We start from the raw sequence: 17,630 nt of genomic DNA, 5'->3' as shown, positions 1-17,630 counted from the left end.
ATGACGCCCGTTGCCGGACCGAGGCCTCGGGGGTCTCAGTCCGGGAGGGCGATGGAGAGTTCGTGGCCGAAGATGCCGAGCGGGTTCCAGCGCGCCTTGACCCGCTGGAGCCTGGGGTAGTTGTCCTTGAAATACAGCTCGTGCCACGGAACCTTCGCGGGGTTGTCGATGAGGTCGAGGTCCGGGTAGTTGATGTAGCTGCCGTCGGTCCGGTCGTTGATCACCGGCACACCACCGGTTGCGGCGAACAGGTCGTGGTAGAAGCCTCGAACCCACGAGAGATGCTGTTCGTCCTGGCTTGCCTCGGTCCACATGCTGACCAGGTGCGCCAGCATGATCGAGTCGCGGTGCGGATATGCCGTGGCGTTCGGCGCAACGGCGTTGATCCGGCCGCCGAAGGAGATGAACATGAGCCGGGCGCCGGGGTTTTGGTAGTTGACCTGCGTCAGGTGGTGGTACATCGCCGAGATCTGGTCCTCGGTCCAGCTCTTGCGTAGCTGTGCCACCTTGGCTTTGAACCGCAGCGTCGGGGTCTCCGGACCGTTGAACCCGTTCCACTGGGTGGAGTGCAGCCAGCCCAGTTCCTGCCGCTCCTCGCGGTGGGCGACGTCGACACCCGCGCCCACGGCCTCGACGAACTGGTCCAGGCGCGCGGTGGCATCCGGCGATGTCGCGTCGACCTGGGTGTGCATGGTGACCGTGCCGGCCGCCAGCGGAGCCGGCTCCAGCTGGCTGAACAGATCCGCGTTGTCCGTGTCGACGGCGCTGTTCGCCTCGTGCCAGGCGCCGAAGTTCCGTACGAGCCTGCTGAACGCCGCCGCCGGCAGGTCCGACCACGACCAGGTGACGGTGCTGACCTGCACCCTGCTCGGGGGCTGCGGCAGGAGGTCTGCCGGGTCGTGACCGGTCGCGCCCGGCGACCGGAACCAGTAGCGGACCACGCACCCGAAGTTTCCGCCCCCGCCCCCGGCGTGTGCCCAGAACAGGTCCCGGTGGGGATCGTTGGCCTCACGGGTGGCGATGACGGTACGCACCCGCCGGTGTGCGTCGACGACGACCACCTCGATCGCGTAGAGGTGGTCGATCACGAGACCGTGCTGCCGCGACAGCAGACCGTATCCACCGCCCAGCGCATGCCCGCCGATGCCGACGCTCGGGCACGACCCGCCGGGCAGCGTCACGCCCCACCCCTTGTACAGCGCGTTGTAGACATCGCCGAGCGTGGCACCGGCCTCCACCGCGAACGCCCTGCGGCGGGCGTCGTAATACACCTGCTTCATCGGCGATATGTCGATGATGACGCGGCCGTCGACCAGCCCTTCGTAGCAGTGCCCACCGCTGCGAACGGCGATCCGTGCCTTGGTGCGGAGGGCCTCCTCGACCGCTTCGACCACCTGGTGCGTGGACGAGACGAGCTGGACATAGTCCGGTGAGCTGGTCCACCGCTGGTTGGCGCCGGTGACCAGATCGTCGAACCGGCGGTCCTTCGGTTCCACGGTGATCGGGCAACCGAGGCCACTCGAATCCTGTTGCATGGGTACCTCCCTGACCGGCACCCGCGCAGGGGAGGGTGCCGGTCGTGGTTGTCGTGTGGGTGTGGGGTGGGTGCCCCAAGAGGTGGTGTGCCCTGCGGAGCGGGGCGTGCCCTACGAAGAAAGGGCGGCGCAGGTGAGGGCCTCGGATGCCCTCGGCACGGGCACGGTAGGCTCGTCCGAAGGCAGGAGCGTGGTGAACGGCGGCATCTCCTCGGCCGGAATGCGCAGTTCAAGCACTCCGGGGAGGTCCGGGTGGCGCTCGTGGTAGTCGGCGAGGTGGGCGCGCAACTCGTCGGCCGTGCCCGCGCTGGCGACCCACAGACTCTCGGCCGTACCCAGACCACGGGCCAATTGGCCGACGTTCACCGGCGCATAGTGCACACACTCGATCCGCGCGTCGAAGAACGTCTGCTGCCGGGTGACACACATGCCGTGCATATTGTTGTTGAAGATCACGAACAGCACCGGCAGGCGCAGGTCGACGGCCGTGTGCAGTTCGAGCCCGTTCATCAGGAAGGCGCCGTCACCGCACAGCACGGTGGTACGGGTTCCGGGCGGCGAGCCCAGCTGGGCACCGACGGCGGCAGCCAAGCTGTAGCCCATGCCTCCCATACCGAGCGCGATGGTCGACGTTGCGCCGGCCGGCACGTCGGACAGATGGATCGCCGCCGACGCGCAGTTGCCGGCGTCGAGCACCACATGCCCGTTCCGGGGAAGGTACGACTCCAGGAGGGCGAGCGCCTCGCTCTGCCGCAGGTCGTCCCCCACGAAGCCGTGCCCCGGCGGGCGGGACGGTACCGAGGGCGCGAGCCGGGGCAGGAACCGGCGGAGCTCGTACGCGGCCGGCGGCGGCACCTGGAAGGGCTCCACCTCCCACAGCCGCAGCAGGTGCTCGAAGGTGAGACCGGCGTCGCCCCGGACCACGAGCCGCGGGTTGACGGCCCGCACGACTTCCCCGGGGTCGAGGTTGACCACCGCCACCGCGGCGCCGTTCAACTCCGTGACAGGGCCGCGGGTCATCATGTTCAGCCCGGCGCCTATGGCGACGACCAGGTCGGCGTCGAGAACGGCGTCCACCACGGAGGTGTGGCCGGCGACGCCGAGCACGCCGAGGTAGCGCGGGTCGTCATTGGGGAACTCGGCTCGCGCGGACATGGTGGTCGCCACACGAACACCGGTGAGCTGCGCGAACCGGCCCACCGCCGACGGGTTGCTGCTCCGGCGCACACCGTGCCCCAGCACGAAGACCGGCCGCTTCGCCCGGGATATCTCGTCGAAGAGCAGGCGCGCCGCGTGGTGGTCGAACACCGGGCGCTCCGTCACGTCCGCCAAGGTCTCGGGGTAGTCGTCGGGGCGATCCCCGACCTCCACCTCGAACACGTCGCGGGGCACCAGGAGCGCCACGGGACCGGGCCGCCCGCTGAGTGCCGTACGGGCGGCGTCCAGCACATCGCGCCAGAACGTGTCCGGCGCGCCCAGCTTGATGACCTTCTTGGTGAGGGCGCCCAGCATCGCTTCCGCGTCCACCGTCCGGCCGATGCCCGAGGCGTCCTGAAACGCGCCGCGGCCTTCCAAGGCGGTGGGCGGCTGGCCGATCAGGGCGAGTACGGGCACGGACTCGGCGTAGGACTCGGCGAGGCCGACGGCGAGGTTCATCATGCCCCCGCCCGAGGTCGAGCAGCAGACCCCCAGCGTGCGGTGCACCCTCGCCCGGGCGTCGGCCATGAAAGCCGCACCGTCTTCGCGGCGGGCCATCACCGATTGAAGTTTTCCCTGCCCGAGCCGGTGGACGGCGTCGTGCAGGTGCTCAATGTTTGCTCCGCTGACCCCGAACACGTAGCGCGTGTTCCAGTCGCGTAAGAGTGTGACGAGCGCATCGGAAACGCGCATCTGTAATCCCCCGTTTGTCCGCCGCATTCCGACGGCGAACGTGTGCGTCAGTTTGCTCGCTCAGCTTTTGGGCGCGGTCCGTGCCCCGGAGCCGAAGCGGCTCTCAAGGATGGTCTTGAGGTTCTTTGTCTCGATCTTGTGGATCGCGTCGAAGTTCGGCCAGATGTCACCCACCCAGTAGCGGTCGGTCCTGGCGCGGCCCGCCCGGATGTAGTCAGGGACATCCGTGACGGAGCGGTCGTAGTACGGGTGCTTGCAGTTGGTCCACAGCACGACCGTCCCGGGCCGGTTGAGGGTGCGGGTGGCGTCGATGACGGTGAAGTAGTAGCGCATCCACAGTTCGTGGCCCTGGTCCCAGGCGCACGGGTAGTTGATGACGCCGTGCTCGGGGCCCTTGAGCGGATCCGCGCGCACGAATATCTCGGTGTTCGGCTGGATCGCTTCCCGCCCGCGGTACATTCCGCCGCCGACGTAGGAGAGATCGCGGATGCTGAAGGTCCACTCCTCCAGCGAGTGCACGTTCGCGCAGTATTCAAAGACGACGTCGTACGGCACCTCGATGTATTCGGCGAGCGAGCAGTACCCGCCGAATATTTCGTCGTGCGGGTAGGTCTCCTTCGTCATGTCGCGCATCAGTTTCTCGATGTCGCTGCTGCTGGTGTTCTCGCAGCGCACCAGATCCAGCGCGGGGAGGTCCGAGCCCTCCGTCGGATCGTCGTGGGATGTCATGAGATCGCTCTCCCGTCGGTTCGGGTGTGCACAGAAGGGTGGCCGTTGGCTATCCGCGTCGGCCGTTCCACCGCACCGTCATCGCACTCACCAGGTCGCCCCCGTTGGAGAACGTGCCGAAGGCGAGCAGATCGCCTTGCCGCACCAGCCCTTCGTCCAAGGCGTCCGCGAGGGTCACCGGGATCGATCCGTGGAAGAGATTGCCGTACTTGCTGAGGGTGTCGTGGGCGCGCGGCACATCGATTCCGCACCGTCTGCGCCATTCCGCGAGATACTCGTCGTTGGGCTGGTGGGTGATGAGCAGCGACACATCCTCGGCGGTGACGCCGGCCTTTTTCAGTGCCTGGGCGACGGCCTCGGGAACCAGCGTCAGCGCGTTCTCGCGCAGCAACTCCAGCCGTTCCCGGGTGAAGTTGACGGTGATGGGCCCGCAGCCCCGCTCCCAGTACTTCTTGAACGTGCCGTCCACGAAGTCGGGTTCGAAGCGCAACAGCCCGTAGTTCGAGCCGTGCGAGCGCTCATGGGCCGACAGTATGGACGGGGCGCCAGGCGTCAGCAGGGTCGCCGTGGCGCCGTCACCGAGTACCCGCGAGCGCGTCGAACGCTGGAATTCCGGCAGCCGGGAAACGAAATTGGTCACCGTGAGCACCACGATGTTCCGGTGCCGGCCGGATTCGATGAAGGCCGCTGCCGTGCGCAGCCCCGACAGCCACGAACAGCAACTCGTGTCGATCTGCAGGATCGTCGCGTCGTCCGCGCCGATCCTGCCCTGGACAGCCGACCCGATGCCAGGCCAATAGGTGTCGTTGAACTGGCAGCTGTAGATGATGAGATCGAGCTCGCCGGCGCGCAGACCGGTCCGGTCGAGCAGTTTTTGTACGGCGAGCACGCCGAGATCCGCCGATGTGTGCTCGGGCGAGGCGAATCGGCGCTCCGCAACGCCTCGGAAGAAGGCGTGCTCCGCCCATTCGTCCGCACCGTCCGAGTGCTCGGCATTGGAGACCACTCGGTCGGGCATAAAGCTGACCACATCGACGATCCGCGCAGACAGCGGCATCTCAACCCCCCCAGGTCAAGAAAGTGTGCTCTGAAGGCTCCCCCCGGCCTTGCCGCGCCGGAATTACTTCGGCTCCCCCCACTTGCCCTCGGCGGCCGACCGGTTGGCGTAGGTCTTGAAGTCGGCGGGCTGCCGTCCGAGAGCCTGCTGCACCCCCTCGCTGAGCTGCGCGTCCCAGCCGTTCCGGATCACCTCGAACAGGCCGGCGAGCAGCCCCGCGTGCTCGGCCGGCAGCCCGGCCGAGGTGGCGCCGCGAACGAAGTCCTCCTGCGGGATGTCGAGGAAGCGCACCGGACGGTTCAGCGCCTCACCGATCAGCGCGGCGGCATCCCCGAACGACAGTGCCTCCGGCCCGCTGAGCTCGTAGATCTGCCCGGCATGCCGGCCGTCGGTCAGGGCGGCGACGGCGACGTCGGCGATGTCCTCCGCGTCCACGAACGGGACCTTCCCGTCGCCGGCCGGCGCCGCGATCACGCCGTTCACCACCTGCGGCTGGAAGAACTCCTCGCTGAAGTTCTGCGCGAACCACGCCGGACGCACCACGGTCCACGCCGCTTTGGAGTCGCGCACCGCGCGTTCACAGGTGAGAGCGTCCGGATGGTCGGCGCGGTCGATGCCCCGCGCGGAGAGCAGCACCAGCCGCTGCACCCCCTGTTCCACGGCGCGCCGCACAAAGCCGGGCACCAGTGCCACCTGCTGGCTCGGAAGCGCCGGAGGCACCAGATACAGGGCCTTGGCACCCGTCAGGGCGCTGTGCCAGGTGGAGTCGTCCTGCCAGTCGAAAGGCACCTCGGTGGATCGCGATACGGGCCGGGCCTGGTGTCCGGCGGCACGGAGCTTGCTGACCACGCGTCGCCCGGTCTTGCCAGTCCCCCCGAGGACGGTCACGGTTTGAGTCATGCACGAGAGCCAACCGGACAGTGTGCGGTGAAGGCATGGCTGAGAGTCCACGAGGCATGTCTGTTCGTCTACGGTGACCCTCGTGGATGTGCTCGCGGACTTACTCCGGCATTCCAGGGCGCGTGGTGCCGCCGTCGCACGGTCGATCGTTCAACCACCGTGGTGCGTCTGTTACGCGGATGCGGCACCGGTGTCCATACAAGCGGTCGTACGGGGCAGCGCCTGGCTGCTCCGGGACGGCGATCCGCCGCGGAAGATGCACGCCGGGGATATCGCGGTGGTCCGGGGCCCGGAACCGCACACCCTGGCCGATGACCCCGCCACCCCCGTGCGCATCGTCGTCTACGGCCCGGACCGGTGCGCGCTGGCCGGCGAACCGCCCGACAGGGCGGGAGACCGCTGGCGCGTCTCCGCGGGACACACCTACGGGCAGCAGCACGACGGCGAAACGGCCATCATCCGAGGCGCTTACCAATTCGCCGGAGATGTTTCGCCCTGGCTTCTGGAGTCGTTGCCTCCGGCCCTGATCCTGTCCGGCGCGAGCGGCGCCGACGCGGTCCTCGAACTCGTCGCCGCGGAGGTCGACCGGCCCGAACCCGTCCAGCCCGTGGTGCTGGACCGGCTGCTGGACCTGCTGTTCATGGTCTCGTTACGCACCTGGTCCGCCCGGATGGACACCGACGTGCCCCGCTGGCACAAGGCCCTCGCCGACCCCGAAATCGGCCATGCACTGCAACTGCTGCACAAGGACCCGGCCCGCCCCTGGACCGTCAGCAAGCTGGCCGACACCGTCGGACTGTCCCGGTCAGGATTTGCCCGACGCTTCCATGCACTCGTCGGGCAGCCCCCGATGAACTATCTGGCGCATTGGCGGATCTCGCTCGCGGCCGAACTCCTGACGGCGTCGGACCAGACACTGGACGGTATCGCCCGCACCGTCGGTTACGCCGATGCCTTTTCCCTCAGCACCACCTTCAAACGGGTCAGAGGAATCAGTCCCAACGATTACCGGGACGGCGGACGGGTGCGCTGACCTGGGGTTACGGGGGTGGATCGGCCACCAGCCGCAGCGGGAGCGACTTCAGACCGTGGATGAAGTTCGATACCAGCCGCCGCGGCGGACCGGCGACCGCCAGGGCGGGCAGCAGAGTGCGCGTCTCCTCGTACAGCACCCGCAACTGCAACCGGGCGAAGTGCGCGCCCAGGCAGAGGTGCGGGCCGTCGCCGAAAGAGACATGGGGATTTGGCGTACGGCCCGGATCCAGTTGATGCGGCTCGGCGAAGACCCGCTCGTCGTAATTCGCCGAGCCGTGGAAACCCACCACTTTGTCGCCGGCACGGATCGGACGGCCGGCCAATTCGGTGTCGCACGCCGCGGTCCGGCGGAAACTGAGCACCGGCGGATGCCAGCGCAGCAGCTCCTCCGTACATGTCGCCGTCCCCACCGCCCCGGTGCGCAGCGCGCGGTACGCGTCCGGGTGCCGGGCCAGCGCCAGCAGGCCCCCGGGGGCCGCGCTGCGCACGGTGTCGTTGCCCGCGATCGTCAGGAGGAAGAAGGACATCTCCAGCTCGGGCGTGGCCAGTTCGTCGTCCGAGGCGAGTACGGTCATGACGTCGTCGCCCGGGTGCCGTCGTTTGAAAGCGGCCAGCTCCCGCGCGAAGGCGAACATATCGCCCAGCATCGACGGGGAGCGCGGGTCGGCGGGACGTCCGTCCGGGCCGCACGCGGGCGGGCCCGCTTCGTCCGGGTCCTGGTAGCCGATGACGCGCCGGGTCCAGTCCAGGAGCAGCCCGCGCTCAGCGGCCGGCACCCCGAGCAGGTCGGCGAGGTTGAGCAGCGCGAAGTCGTCCGTGACCTCGGTGACGATGTCGCACACCCCGTCCCGCGTGCGCGCCGCATCGACCGCCGCCGCCAGCAGACCACGGGCCCGCTCGCGTACGGCGGCCCGGAAACGGTCGACCCGGCCAGGGGTGAAGGCACGACTGACCGATCGGCGCAGCCGGCCGTGGTCCGGGGGATCCTGGTTGAGCATCATGCGGCGGATGAACGGCAGATCAGCAGGGTCGGGATCCCGGATCTGGGTGGCGCCCAGATGGGAGGAGAAGGTGCGCGCGTCCTTCAGGACCCGGACGAGGTCCTCGTGCCGCGTGACCGCCCAGAAGCCGGGACCGGCGGGCCAGCCGAGCACCTCGTGCTCCTCCTGCCAGGCCACCGGATGCCGCTCGCGCAGCAGCCGGTACGCCGCGTGCGGCAGCCCGTCCGCGTAGCCGCGCGGGTCGAAGACGTCCGGCACGTCCGGGTCCGCGGCACGGGCTGCGTACACGGTCATCCGGCGTCCGCCCCGTCACCGTCACTGTTGCCATCGCCATCGCTGTCACTGCCGGCACGCAGAAAATCCTCCACGGCCCGGATCAGCTCCAGCGGTGTCTCGTCCATGGCGTAGTGCCCCGCCGACGGCAGCTCGACCAGCGCGCCGTTGGCGTACCACCGCATCCATGTCCGACGCGTCAGCTCGGCGTTCAGCGCGGGATCCAGCGCCCCGGTCACCGCCAGCGCCGGCACCGCCGAACCCTCGACCTCGGCTGCGAAGCCCTCCCCGGCCCAGGAGTCCAGCCAGGCCCGGAACGCCGTCGGATCGCTGCGCTCCAGTGACCGCCGCACCATCCGGTCCAGCCAAGCGGCCGGACGCTGCCCGCCGGTGGTGAGGTCGATGATGGCCCGCCGGTTCTCCGGGGTGTGTGCCGCGGAGGAGAACAGCTCCCACTGCGGCGGCGGCAGGGGCAGCCCGGAGGCGGGAACCGGAGAGATGCCGACCAGCCTGCGCACCCGGTGTGGCGCCGCGGCCAGCACACGCTGGACGACGCTGCCGCCCATCGAATGGCCGATCACCGAGAACCGGTCCCAGCCCAGCCGGTCGGCGAGCGCCAGCACATCGGCCGCCCCCTCGCCCGTGGTGTACGCGCCGCCCGCACCCTTCGCCTCGCCATAGCCACGGAGATCGACCAGCGCGTACTGGAACGCGTCCTGGTCCAGATCCGGCACGATCGTGTCGAAGGCGGACCGGTCGGCGAACCACCCGTGCACGGCGATGACCTTGTGCGATCCCCCGCCGTGCAGGGCATGGGGCAGTGCGAAGGAAGCCACGCTCACTCCAAATGTGTCAGAGAACCCGCCGACGGCCAACGGCCACATCCCCCACCACACTGGCCGTAACATCCGCACCCCGCAAGGGCGTCACGACCAGGCGATACGCTGATACGCCTTGCCCCCGAACGGGCAGGGATCCGGACATGACCGTCCTCGTCGGAACCTCCGGCTGGCAGTACAAGGACTGGCGCGACGTCCTTTACCCGCAGGGACGGCCGCAGCGGCTGTGGCTGGAGGAGTACGCGCGGCACTTCGCCACCGTCGAGAGCAACGCCGCCTTCTACCGGCTGCCCGAGGAGAGGACCTTCACGGACTGGCGGGACCGGACCCCCGACGGGTTCGTGATGGCCGTCAAGGCCAGCCGCTATCTGACGCACATCAAGCGGCTGCGCGACCCGGAGGAGCCGGTCGCCCGGCTGATGTCGCACGCCGCCGGCCTCGGCCCCCGGCTCGGGCCCGTACTGCTCCAGCTGCCGCCCACACTGCACGCGGACACCGGGCTGCTGGACGCCTGCCTCGGCTGCTTCCCCGCCGGCACGCGCGTGGCCGTCGAGCCCCGCCACGACTCCTGGTGGACCGCCGAGATCCGTACGGTGCTGGAGCGGCGGGGCGCCGCGCTGTGCTGGGCGGACCGCGGATCCCGGCCCGTGACGCCCCTCTGGCGGACCGCCGACTGGGGGTATCTGCGCTTCCACGAGGGCCGCGCGGAACCCTGGCCCCGCTACGGCAGACAGGCACTCACCACCTGGGCACGGCGGATCGCCGACACCTGGCCGGACCACGCCGACGTCTACACCTACTTCAACAACGACCTGGAAGCAGCCGCCGTCCGCGACGCCACCGGCTTCGCCCGCGCCGTCGCGGCCACGGGCCGCTCCGTGACCCGCACACCGCCCGGGCGTGGCTCCGCCCGCTGACCGCGGCGCAGGGATATATCTGCGCTCGTACCGCCTGGGCGAACGAACGAGGTGAGGCACGGATGATCCGCAGACGGGTGGTGGTCTCCGGACAGGTGCACGGCGTGTTCTTCCGTGACACCTGCCGGCGCAGGGCGGGCGAGCACGGAGTGGCCGGCTGGGTACGGAACCTCCCGGACGGCACGGTCGAGGCCGTCTTCGAGGGCGATCCCGCAAGCGTGCAGAAACTGGTGGACTGGGCTCGCGAGGGCCCACCCATGGCGACCGTCAACTCGGTGTCCGTACAGGAGGAGGAGCCGGAGGGCCTGAGCAGCTTCGAGGTCCGGGAGACGCCTGGCGGGTTTTGATGCAGGGACAGGCGCTCGGCCGAGGGGGATCGAGCGATACGGCTCAGAGATACAGCCCCGCATCCGCCCCCGCATCCTGTGCCGGTACCGATGCCGGCCGTGTGCCGCGGCGGAGTGCGTACAGTTCGGCCAGTGAGGCGCCGTCGCGGCCGATGCCCTGGTCCGTGCCGAGCCAGTTGACCGCTTCGGTGCGGTTCAGCGGGCCGACCTCGATACGGGCCAGGCAGCGGCCGGGGCGGACCACTGCCGGGTGCATCCGCTCCAGGTCCTCGTTGGTGGTCACGCCGACCAGGACGTTGCGGCCCTGGCCCAGCAGGCCGTCGGTCAGGTTGAGCAGCCGTGACAGGGCCTGGCCTGCGGCGTGCTTGGCCTCGCCGCGGATCAGTTCGTCGCAGTCCTCCAGGAGCAGCAGCCGCCAGCGGGACTTGCCGCTGCTGTCGTCCTCGCCGATGGCGATGTCCATGAGGTAGCCGACGTCGTTGAACAGGCGCTCCGGGTCGAGTACGCAGTCCACCTGGCACCAGTCGCGCCAGGAGCGGGCCAGTGTGCGCAGCGCGGAGGTCTTGCCGGTACCGGGCGGGCCGTGCAGCAACAGTAGCCGGCCGGCGATCTCCTCGGGTGCCACCTTCATCAGGCGGTCCATCGCATCGGCCACCGGCGCGGTGTAGTTGGGGCGGATCTCCTCCCAGGTCCCGGCCGAGATCTGCCGGGTCGTACGGTGCGGTCCGCGGCGCGGCGAGAAGTACCAGAAGCCCATCGGCACGTTCTCCGGCTGTGGCTCCGGTTCGTCCTGCGCACCGTCCGTGGCCTGCGCCAGCACCTTCTCGGCGAGTTCGTCGGTGACGGCGGTGACCGTGACGTCCGCGCCGCGGTTCCAGCGGGAGATCAGCAGGGTGAACCCGTCGCCCTCGGCGAGCGTGGCGCTGCGGTCCTCGTCCTTCGCCGAGCGCAGGATCCGGGTGCCCGGCGGCAGCAGTGTCAGCCCGGACTTCACCCGGTCGACGGACCGGCTGCGGGCGTACGGCTGCTCGCCCTTGGCGAACCGCCCCAGGAAGAGCGCGTCGACGACATCGGAGGGCGAATCGCTGTCGTCCATGGTCAGACGGAGCGGAAGGGACTCCTCGGTGGCGGACGGCTGGACGTGATCGGCACTCATACGGCCATGATCTGCCACCGCGCCCCGTCACGTACACGGATTATCCCGGCGTTTTCCGAGTACCGGAAACGTATCGTTCACCGGAAAACCGGGTGTACCGGTCAGTTGGCCCGCTAATCTCCCTTTGTGCGACGTCATGGTGGGGAACGTCAGAGTACGGGTTTCGTGATCGCTGCCGGGGTGGCGCTGATGGCGATACTGCTGGTCATGTGTTCCCTTCCAGAAGGGGACGAGGACCGGGATGCGAAGGGGCCCTTGCCGTCGCCCGCCGCCAAGCCTGCCGTGGGGTGGGGATTCACCCATACGCAATTCAGCGCGGACCACGGCACCGACCCGTCCACCGCCCGGGCCGCCCAACTGCTGGCCGCCCACCCGATGCCACAGAACCAGCACATCATGGGCTGGGGCGCGGACAACCCCGAACCGAGCCCGGGGCGCTATGACTTCGCCGATCTGGACCGCCGTGTCGCACTGATCCGGCACACCGGCGGCACGCCCGTACTCACCCTGTGCTGTGCGCCGGACTGGATGAAGGGCGGCGTGGCCGGCCGTACCGACTGGAGCACCCTGGAAAAGGCCCCCGACCCGGCGCATTACGCGGACTTCGCGGCGCTCGCCGGAAAGATCGCCCGGCGCTATCCGGACGTCCGCCACTTCGTCGTCTGGAATGAATTCAAGGGGTTCTTCGACGATGGCAAGGGGCGCTGGAATTATGAGGGGTACACAAAGTTGTACAACCTGGTTTACCGGGAGTTGAAGAAGGTCAACGGCGGCAATCAGGTGGGCGGGCCCTATCTGGTGATGGACAGTTATGTGCCGGGTGATGACACCTATGCCTCCGCCCTCAAGGGGCCGTGGGGCAGCATCGACCAGCGCACCCTCGACGCCTTCGGCTACTGGAACCGGCACAAGGCGGGCGCGGATTTCGTGGTGGTCGACGGCTCCAGCTACAGCAAGGACGACCGGTACGCCCCGGGACCGTTCACCGCCGCCCGGAAGTTCGCCGATGTGGGGCGCTGGCTGCGCAAGGAGAGCGGGCTGCCGCTGTGGTGGGCGGAGTGGTACGTCGAGGTCGCGGACGAGAGCGACGGCGGCCGGTCCGGCTGGAGCGAGCGCAAACGCACCGCCGCGCAGGCCACCGCGCTGATCGAGATGGCGGCCGGCGGCGCCACCAGCGGCTTCTACTGGAACCCGGAGACCGAGGACGAGGACTGCCCGGGGTGCCTGTGGACCAGTACCGAACGGGACGACGGCGGGCGGAAGTTGCCGATGATGGACCTGCTGTCGCGGTTCTCCCGGGCCTTCCCGCCGGGAAGCCGGCCGCGCGACCTCGACAGCGGCCGTACGAAGATCCGGGGGCTGGCCGACGACCGGACGGCGCTGCTCGTCAACACCTCGGACCGGCGCGGCACGGTGGCGGTGGACGGGAAGGACGTCACGCTGGAGGGGTATGAAGTGCGCTGGATCGCGCGTTCCTGAGCACGCGCCTCCCGCGCGTCCGTATGCGGTGTCTGCCGTCCGCGCGCGCACCGCCCCGCGCCCGGCCGTCTCACGAAATCGTCATGAACCGCTGTACCAGTGACGCCAGAAACACCAGCAGCAGCGGTATGGCGAACCAGAACAGCCCCTGGATCCAGTGCAGTTGGCGCACGCTGGGCTCGAACGCGACACGTACCACCTCGCGGGTGGTCAGCACCAGCATCAGTGCGAGCACTGCTAGCGCACCGAGCACCGACCACGGTGTCCAGGTCACCTTCGGGCCCACCGGGCCGGGCCGCGGGGCTCGTACCTCGCCCGCCGGCCGCCGCTTCAGTTCGTAGACCGCCGCATGCTCGTTGGACAGCACCCGCAGCAGCTCCGGACGCCGGTCCAGGGCGGTGCGCAGCCGCTGCTCCCAGCCCTTCCGGTAGCCGGAGTCCAGCCGGAGCGACTCCGACTGGCCGTGGTTGACGATGAGATACGACTGCGGCCCGGCGCTCCGCAGAGCCGTGAGGAGCGGGCCGACCCGGGCCGGATCGCGGGGCGCCAGGGTCGGTTCGTACTGCACCCGCTCCATGTCCTTGGCACCCCAGGGCATCGCCGGGGTGACGCTGTTGACCGGGTCGCTGCTCAGCCACAGCAGCCGGACCGTCGGCCGGTCATGGGCGTAGACATAGTCCATCGCCGCGACCTCGCCCGGTCTGATCCGCTCGAACGGTTCGTTGCCCCAGCGGGCGACGAGAAAGCCGACGGCCAGGACCAGCCCGGTCAGCAGCGCGGCGAGCGGCCCGAGCCCGCGCCGGGTACCCGTACCGCGCGGGAACAGCCCCAGCGCCGCCAGCACACAGGCGCCGGGCAGCGCGAACAGAAAGACCCGCAGCGCCATTTCGCCGCCGTAGGACTGCATCCCGAACGCCAGGAACGGGACGAAGGTCAGCACCACGAGCGAGCGTTCGGTGAACCCCGCCGCCCGCCGCCGCAGCACTCCCCAGCAGGCCAGCGTCAGCACCCCGCCCGCCATGGCCACCCGGGTGTACAGCACCAGCTTGTGGGTGGGGTCGCCGCCGCCGATCCGGTCCGTCACGGAGGACGAGACATTGCCGCCGATGCCGCCGAGCCCGCCGAACAGCTCGTCGAAATGGCCCGACCAGTACGGCTCGGCCAGGAACCCCACCCAGGCCACCACCAGCACACCGAGCAGCAGCGGCAGACCGTAGAGGGACGAGCGGCGGGCGAGCACCAATACGGTCAGCACGCCGAGCATCACGAACGGGGTGAGCTGATGGCCCGCCACCGAGGCCGCGAACAGCGCGATCAGCACGCCGAGCAGCACCACCAGCTGACCGCGGCCGGCCGCCCGTACCTCCGTCTCGCCCGGCAGCCGTTTGCCGGCCAGCGGCCGCGGTTCGCGGAACCACACCAGCAAGATCGCCACGAACGCGAGATAGAAGAGGTAGGTGAAGCCCTGCGGGGAGAAGTAGTCCTGACCGACCCAGCCGCACAGCGCGAACAGCCAGGCCGCGCACCACGTGGCCCGCCAGCTCGCCCGTACCGCCTTCAGAAGGAGGAACAGCGGTGCCAGATAGAGGAGTTGAACGGTCAGCGGCCACCAGCGCAGCACCTCGGTGAGGTCGGTGACCCCGCACGCCCCGGCGAGGAACTGCACCCCGGCGAAGAAGCCGGGCCAGCTCCAGCGGGCGTCCAGGTCCGGCACCGCGGAGCCCGTTCGCCCGATGTAGTCCAGGAATCCCAGATGCTGCCAGGCCGTCGGGAAGCGCGGCTCGGCCTCCAGTACGGCCGGCAGCGCATGCAGCGCCACCACCGTCAGCAGCAGCACGGCGGCCAGCAGCGCCCGCCGCGGCCGGGACAGCCACAGCGCCCCGCCGAACGCCGCCACCAGCAGCACGACCCCGGCCAGCGTCGCCGCGGGCAGCACCGAGATCAGCCCGAGCCCGTCCATCCGGTCCAGATCGGCGTCGCCCATGGCGCGCAGCGGCAGCCAGAACAGCGCGAGCGCGGCGGCCAGCAGCGCCCACACGGCCAGATCGGGGCGGCTCCGCAGGCGCGCGAGGCGTACGAGACGTACGGAGGGCTCGCGGCGCGGGGCCGGTACGGGATCCTCCGCGCGCAGCACCCGGTGCAGCCGTACGCTCGCGATCGCGACGATCACCGCCAGGCTGGAGATCTCCGCGACCCCGGCCCCGGTCAGTCCCATCCGGGGCAGCAGCACCAGCGTCAGTCCGAGTACCAGCGCGCACAACAGGCCCTGCAGACAGGCCAGTCCGGACGTACGGCTCTGGGCGCGCAGCACCGCGAAGTGGACCTCCATCACGACCCGCAGCGCGGCCCCCACCGCGAACCAGCGCAGCAGCGGCGCGGCCGCCTCCGCGTACCCGGGTCCGAAGCTCCTCAGGAGATACGGCGCGAAGGCGAACAGCACGACGCAGACCGGGAGCATGATGCGGGCCATCCGCCGCAGCGCGGCCCGGGTGTTGTGGGCCAGCTGCGCCGGATCGTGCGCCCCCTCGACGGTCAGCGAGGCGCCCATGTTGAGGGCGAGCAGATTGACCGTGCCGCCGATGGTGGTGGTGATGTAGAAGTACGCGTTGTCCGCCGCGCTGACCTGCGAGGCCACGAGTACGGGGACGAGGTAGACGACAGCCAGCGAGAACAGCGAACCGGTGTAGTCGCCGGCCAGGAAGCGGCCCATCTCCTTGAGGGACGGCGGCCGGGCGGTCCGGTCCGTTGCCCGCACATGCCGGGGCACCAGCCGCCGGAACACCAGCCAGCCCAGCGGAAGCACCGATACCGCGATCGCCGCGACCCAGGACACAAAGACCCCGGCGGTGGGGATCGCGGCGGCGAACACCACCAGCAGCCCCAGCTTCACCGCGGAGAAGGCGAGATTGCCGACCGGCACCCACAGCGCACTGCGCAGCCCGGTCAGCACCCCGTCCTGGAGGGTGAGCAACGACCAGGCGACGACCGCCAGGAGGAAGCCGAGCCCGTTGAGCGGGCCGTGCAGAAAGCGGTAGGAGGGGCCCCACAGATCGAGGGTGAGCAGAAAGACGACGGCGGCGATCGCCACCACCACCGAACTGCCCGCGTACGTCCGCAGCACCAGCCGGCCGGTGCTGCGCCCGGCGACAGGGATGAAGCGGGCCAGCGCACCGGTGAGGGTCACCGCCGTCAGACCCGCCAGCAGCTTCATCGCGGCGATCGCCGCCGAGCCCTGACCGACCGCGGACTCAGTGTAGTAACGGGCCGCGATCAGCCAGAACCCCAGACCGAGCAGCCCGGAGACGCCGGTGTTGAGCATCAGCGCATAGGCGTTGCGGAACAGCGGACTGCCGCCCCGCCCCGGGAGGCGCAGCCGCCGGCCGCCGCCTCCGCCCGGCTCCGGGTTTGCGCGCTCCTCGGCCTTGATGGACGTGTCAGACACCGGCTCTGCTGCCCCTTCCTCCGCCGCGGGTGTGCCGCGGCGCTCTCAGCCGCCCGGCGTACACAGCCGGACCGCCTGCCGTGACCTGCGGACCACGGCGTACCCCTTGGTGAGCACCCGGTCCCGGGCGAAGGCGCGGACGAGGCCGCGGCCCTCGACGATCCGTGCGAACTCCTCGGTATCCGTACGGCGTCGCACCGTCAGCCGCGCCAGCGCATACGGCCCCTGGCGACGGGCCGCGAGCGCATTGCCCACCGCGAGCGCCTGCCGGAAGCCCAGACCGCGCACCGTATGCCGCACCCGCCGGCTGGAGTGGCCGAAGGGGTACGCGAAGGACTCCGGCGGCGTCCCGACCTCCTCGGCGAGGATCTCCTTGCAGCGCAGTACCTCCTGGCGCAGCCGCTCGTCACCGAGGCCGTCCAGCTGCGGATGGCTGTGGCTGTGCCCGCCGATCTCCACACCGGCCGCGGCCAGCTTCCGCACCTGGTCCCAGTCGAGCATGGTGTCCGGTGCGCCGCCGGTGTCGTACGGGCCGCGCAGCCACCCCGTCGCGACGAACAGGGTGGCCGGGAAGCCGTACCGGGTGAGCGCGGGCAGCGCATGCCGGTACACGCCCTCGTAGCCGTCGTCGAAGGTGATCAGCACCGGCCTGTCCGGCAGCGGGCCGCCACCGCGCCAGGCCGCCGCCAGCGCGGCGGTGGTCAGCGGGGTGAAGCCGCCGTCGGCCAGCACCGCCAGCTGCTCGGCGAACGCCTCGGGCGGCACGGACAGCTCCCGTGCGGCGGGCGTCGGGGCCACGGTCACCGCGTGGTACATCAGTATCGGCACCACCCGCGGGCGCTCGCTCATACCGCCGCCTCCTTGTGCACCGCGGCCGCCACCGTCCCACCGTCCTCGCCACCTCCGACTCCCGTGTTCCAGAAGGGCGTCGGCTTCCCGCGCGCCCGTGCCGCGCCGCGTACGTAGCCGCTTGCCGCGGCCGCCACCCCGGCCACGATCGCGCCCGCCCGGCCGGCCCCGCCGGGCCGCC

14 protein-coding genes and 1 pseudogene are annotated in these 17,630 nt (G+C 70.1%); 4 read left to right on the top strand and 11 right to left on the bottom strand.

Going from position 1 to position 17,630, the window contains the following annotated elements:
• Positions 1-35 precede the first annotated feature (35 nt).
• From DY245_RS24090 to DY245_RS24070, 5 genes are all read right to left on the bottom strand, one after another.
• Positions 36-1,535, bottom strand: coding sequence for an FAD-binding oxidoreductase (locus DY245_RS24090; RefSeq protein WP_128509319.1), 1,500 nt, complete (start codon positions 1,533-1,535; stop codon positions 36-38).
• Between the two features lie 111 nt (positions 1,536-1,646).
• Positions 1,647-3,425 (bottom strand): thiamine pyrophosphate-binding protein, encoded by a 1,779-nt coding sequence (locus DY245_RS24085; protein WP_128509318.1) that lies wholly within the window; start codon positions 3,423-3,425, stop codon positions 1,647-1,649.
• A gap of 60 nt (positions 3,426-3,485) precedes the next feature.
• On the bottom strand, positions 3,486-4,154 hold the full coding sequence (locus DY245_RS24080) for a hypothetical protein (protein WP_244943222.1): 669 nt from the start codon (positions 4,152-4,154) through the stop codon (positions 3,486-3,488).
• Positions 4,155-4,203: 49 nt separating this feature from the next.
• Complete coding sequence (locus DY245_RS24075) at positions 4,204-5,211, bottom strand: 3-oxoacyl-ACP synthase III family protein (RefSeq protein ID WP_128509317.1); 1,008 nt, start codon at positions 5,209-5,211, stop codon at positions 4,204-4,206.
• A gap of 63 nt (positions 5,212-5,274) precedes the next feature.
• The gene (locus DY245_RS24070; RefSeq protein ID WP_128509316.1) at positions 5,275-6,111 is read right to left on the bottom strand and encodes an NmrA family NAD(P)-binding protein; all 837 of its coding nucleotides are present in this window, start codon (positions 6,109-6,111) and stop codon (positions 5,275-5,277) included.
• Positions 6,112-6,184: 73 nt separating this feature from the next.
• Between DY245_RS24070 and DY245_RS24065 the strand changes: the two genes are divergently transcribed.
• On the top strand, positions 6,185-7,144 hold the full coding sequence (locus tag DY245_RS24065) for an AraC family transcriptional regulator (RefSeq protein ID WP_128509315.1): 960 nt from the start codon (positions 6,185-6,187) through the stop codon (positions 7,142-7,144).
• A gap of 7 nt (positions 7,145-7,151) precedes the next feature.
• Here the strand turns inward: DY245_RS24065 and DY245_RS24060 are convergent, their stop codons facing one another.
• Entirely contained in the window at positions 7,152-8,441 is a 1,290-nt protein-coding gene (locus tag DY245_RS24060; RefSeq protein ID WP_128509314.1) for a cytochrome P450, read from the bottom strand.
• Entirely contained in the window at positions 8,438-9,256 is an 819-nt protein-coding gene (locus DY245_RS24055) for an alpha/beta fold hydrolase (protein WP_128509313.1), read from the bottom strand. Before DY245_RS24055 ends, DY245_RS24060 begins: the two co-directional genes overlap by 4 nt.
• 146 nt (positions 9,257-9,402) lie before the next feature.
• Between DY245_RS24055 and DY245_RS24050 the strand changes: the two genes are divergently transcribed.
• Positions 9,403-10,176: a DUF72 domain-containing protein gene (locus DY245_RS24050; RefSeq protein ID WP_128509312.1), complete on the top strand. Its 774-nt coding sequence runs from the start codon at positions 9,403-9,405 to the stop codon at positions 10,174-10,176.
• A gap of 62 nt (positions 10,177-10,238) precedes the next feature.
• Complete coding sequence (locus DY245_RS24045; protein WP_181923838.1) at positions 10,239-10,523, top strand: acylphosphatase; 285 nt, start codon at positions 10,239-10,241, stop codon at positions 10,521-10,523.
• 43 nt (positions 10,524-10,566) lie between these two features.
• On the opposite strand, the gene DY245_RS24040 is transcribed toward DY245_RS24045, so the two are convergent.
• Positions 10,567-11,679 carry a DUF5925 domain-containing protein gene (locus tag DY245_RS24040; RefSeq protein WP_128509311.1) on the bottom strand — a complete coding sequence of 371 codons (1,113 nt, stop codon included), beginning with the start codon at positions 11,677-11,679 and terminating at the stop codon, positions 10,567-10,569.
• Between the two features lie 126 nt (positions 11,680-11,805).
• On the opposite strand from DY245_RS24040, the gene DY245_RS24035 reads away from it, so the two are divergent.
• Positions 11,806-13,158: a glycoside hydrolase family protein gene (locus DY245_RS24035; RefSeq protein ID WP_128509310.1), complete on the top strand. Its 1,353-nt coding sequence runs from the start codon at positions 11,806-11,808 to the stop codon at positions 13,156-13,158.
• 70 nt (positions 13,159-13,228) lie between these two features.
• Here the strand turns inward: DY245_RS24035 and DY245_RS24030 are convergent, their stop codons facing one another.
• From DY245_RS24030 to DY245_RS24020, 3 genes and pseudogenes are all read right to left on the bottom strand, one after another.
• Positions 13,229-16,600, bottom strand: coding sequence for a lipopolysaccharide biosynthesis protein (locus DY245_RS24030; RefSeq protein WP_128509309.1), 3,372 nt, complete (start codon positions 16,598-16,600; stop codon positions 13,229-13,231).
• Between the two features lie 45 nt (positions 16,601-16,645).
• Positions 16,646-17,449, bottom strand: coding sequence for a polysaccharide deacetylase family protein (locus tag DY245_RS24025; protein ID WP_128509308.1), 804 nt, complete (start codon positions 17,447-17,449; stop codon positions 16,646-16,648).
• Positions 17,446-17,630, bottom strand: a pseudogene (locus DY245_RS24020) (glycosyltransferase family 2 protein); the annotation flags it as partial. The pseudogene DY245_RS24020 and the gene DY245_RS24025, both read right to left, overlap by 4 nt.

The organism is Streptomyces inhibens, assembly GCF_003389455.1.
Lineage (GTDB): Bacteria > Actinomycetota > Actinomycetes > Streptomycetales > Streptomycetaceae > Streptomyces > Streptomyces inhibens.
This window is presented reverse-complemented; position numbering and strand designations above follow the sequence as displayed.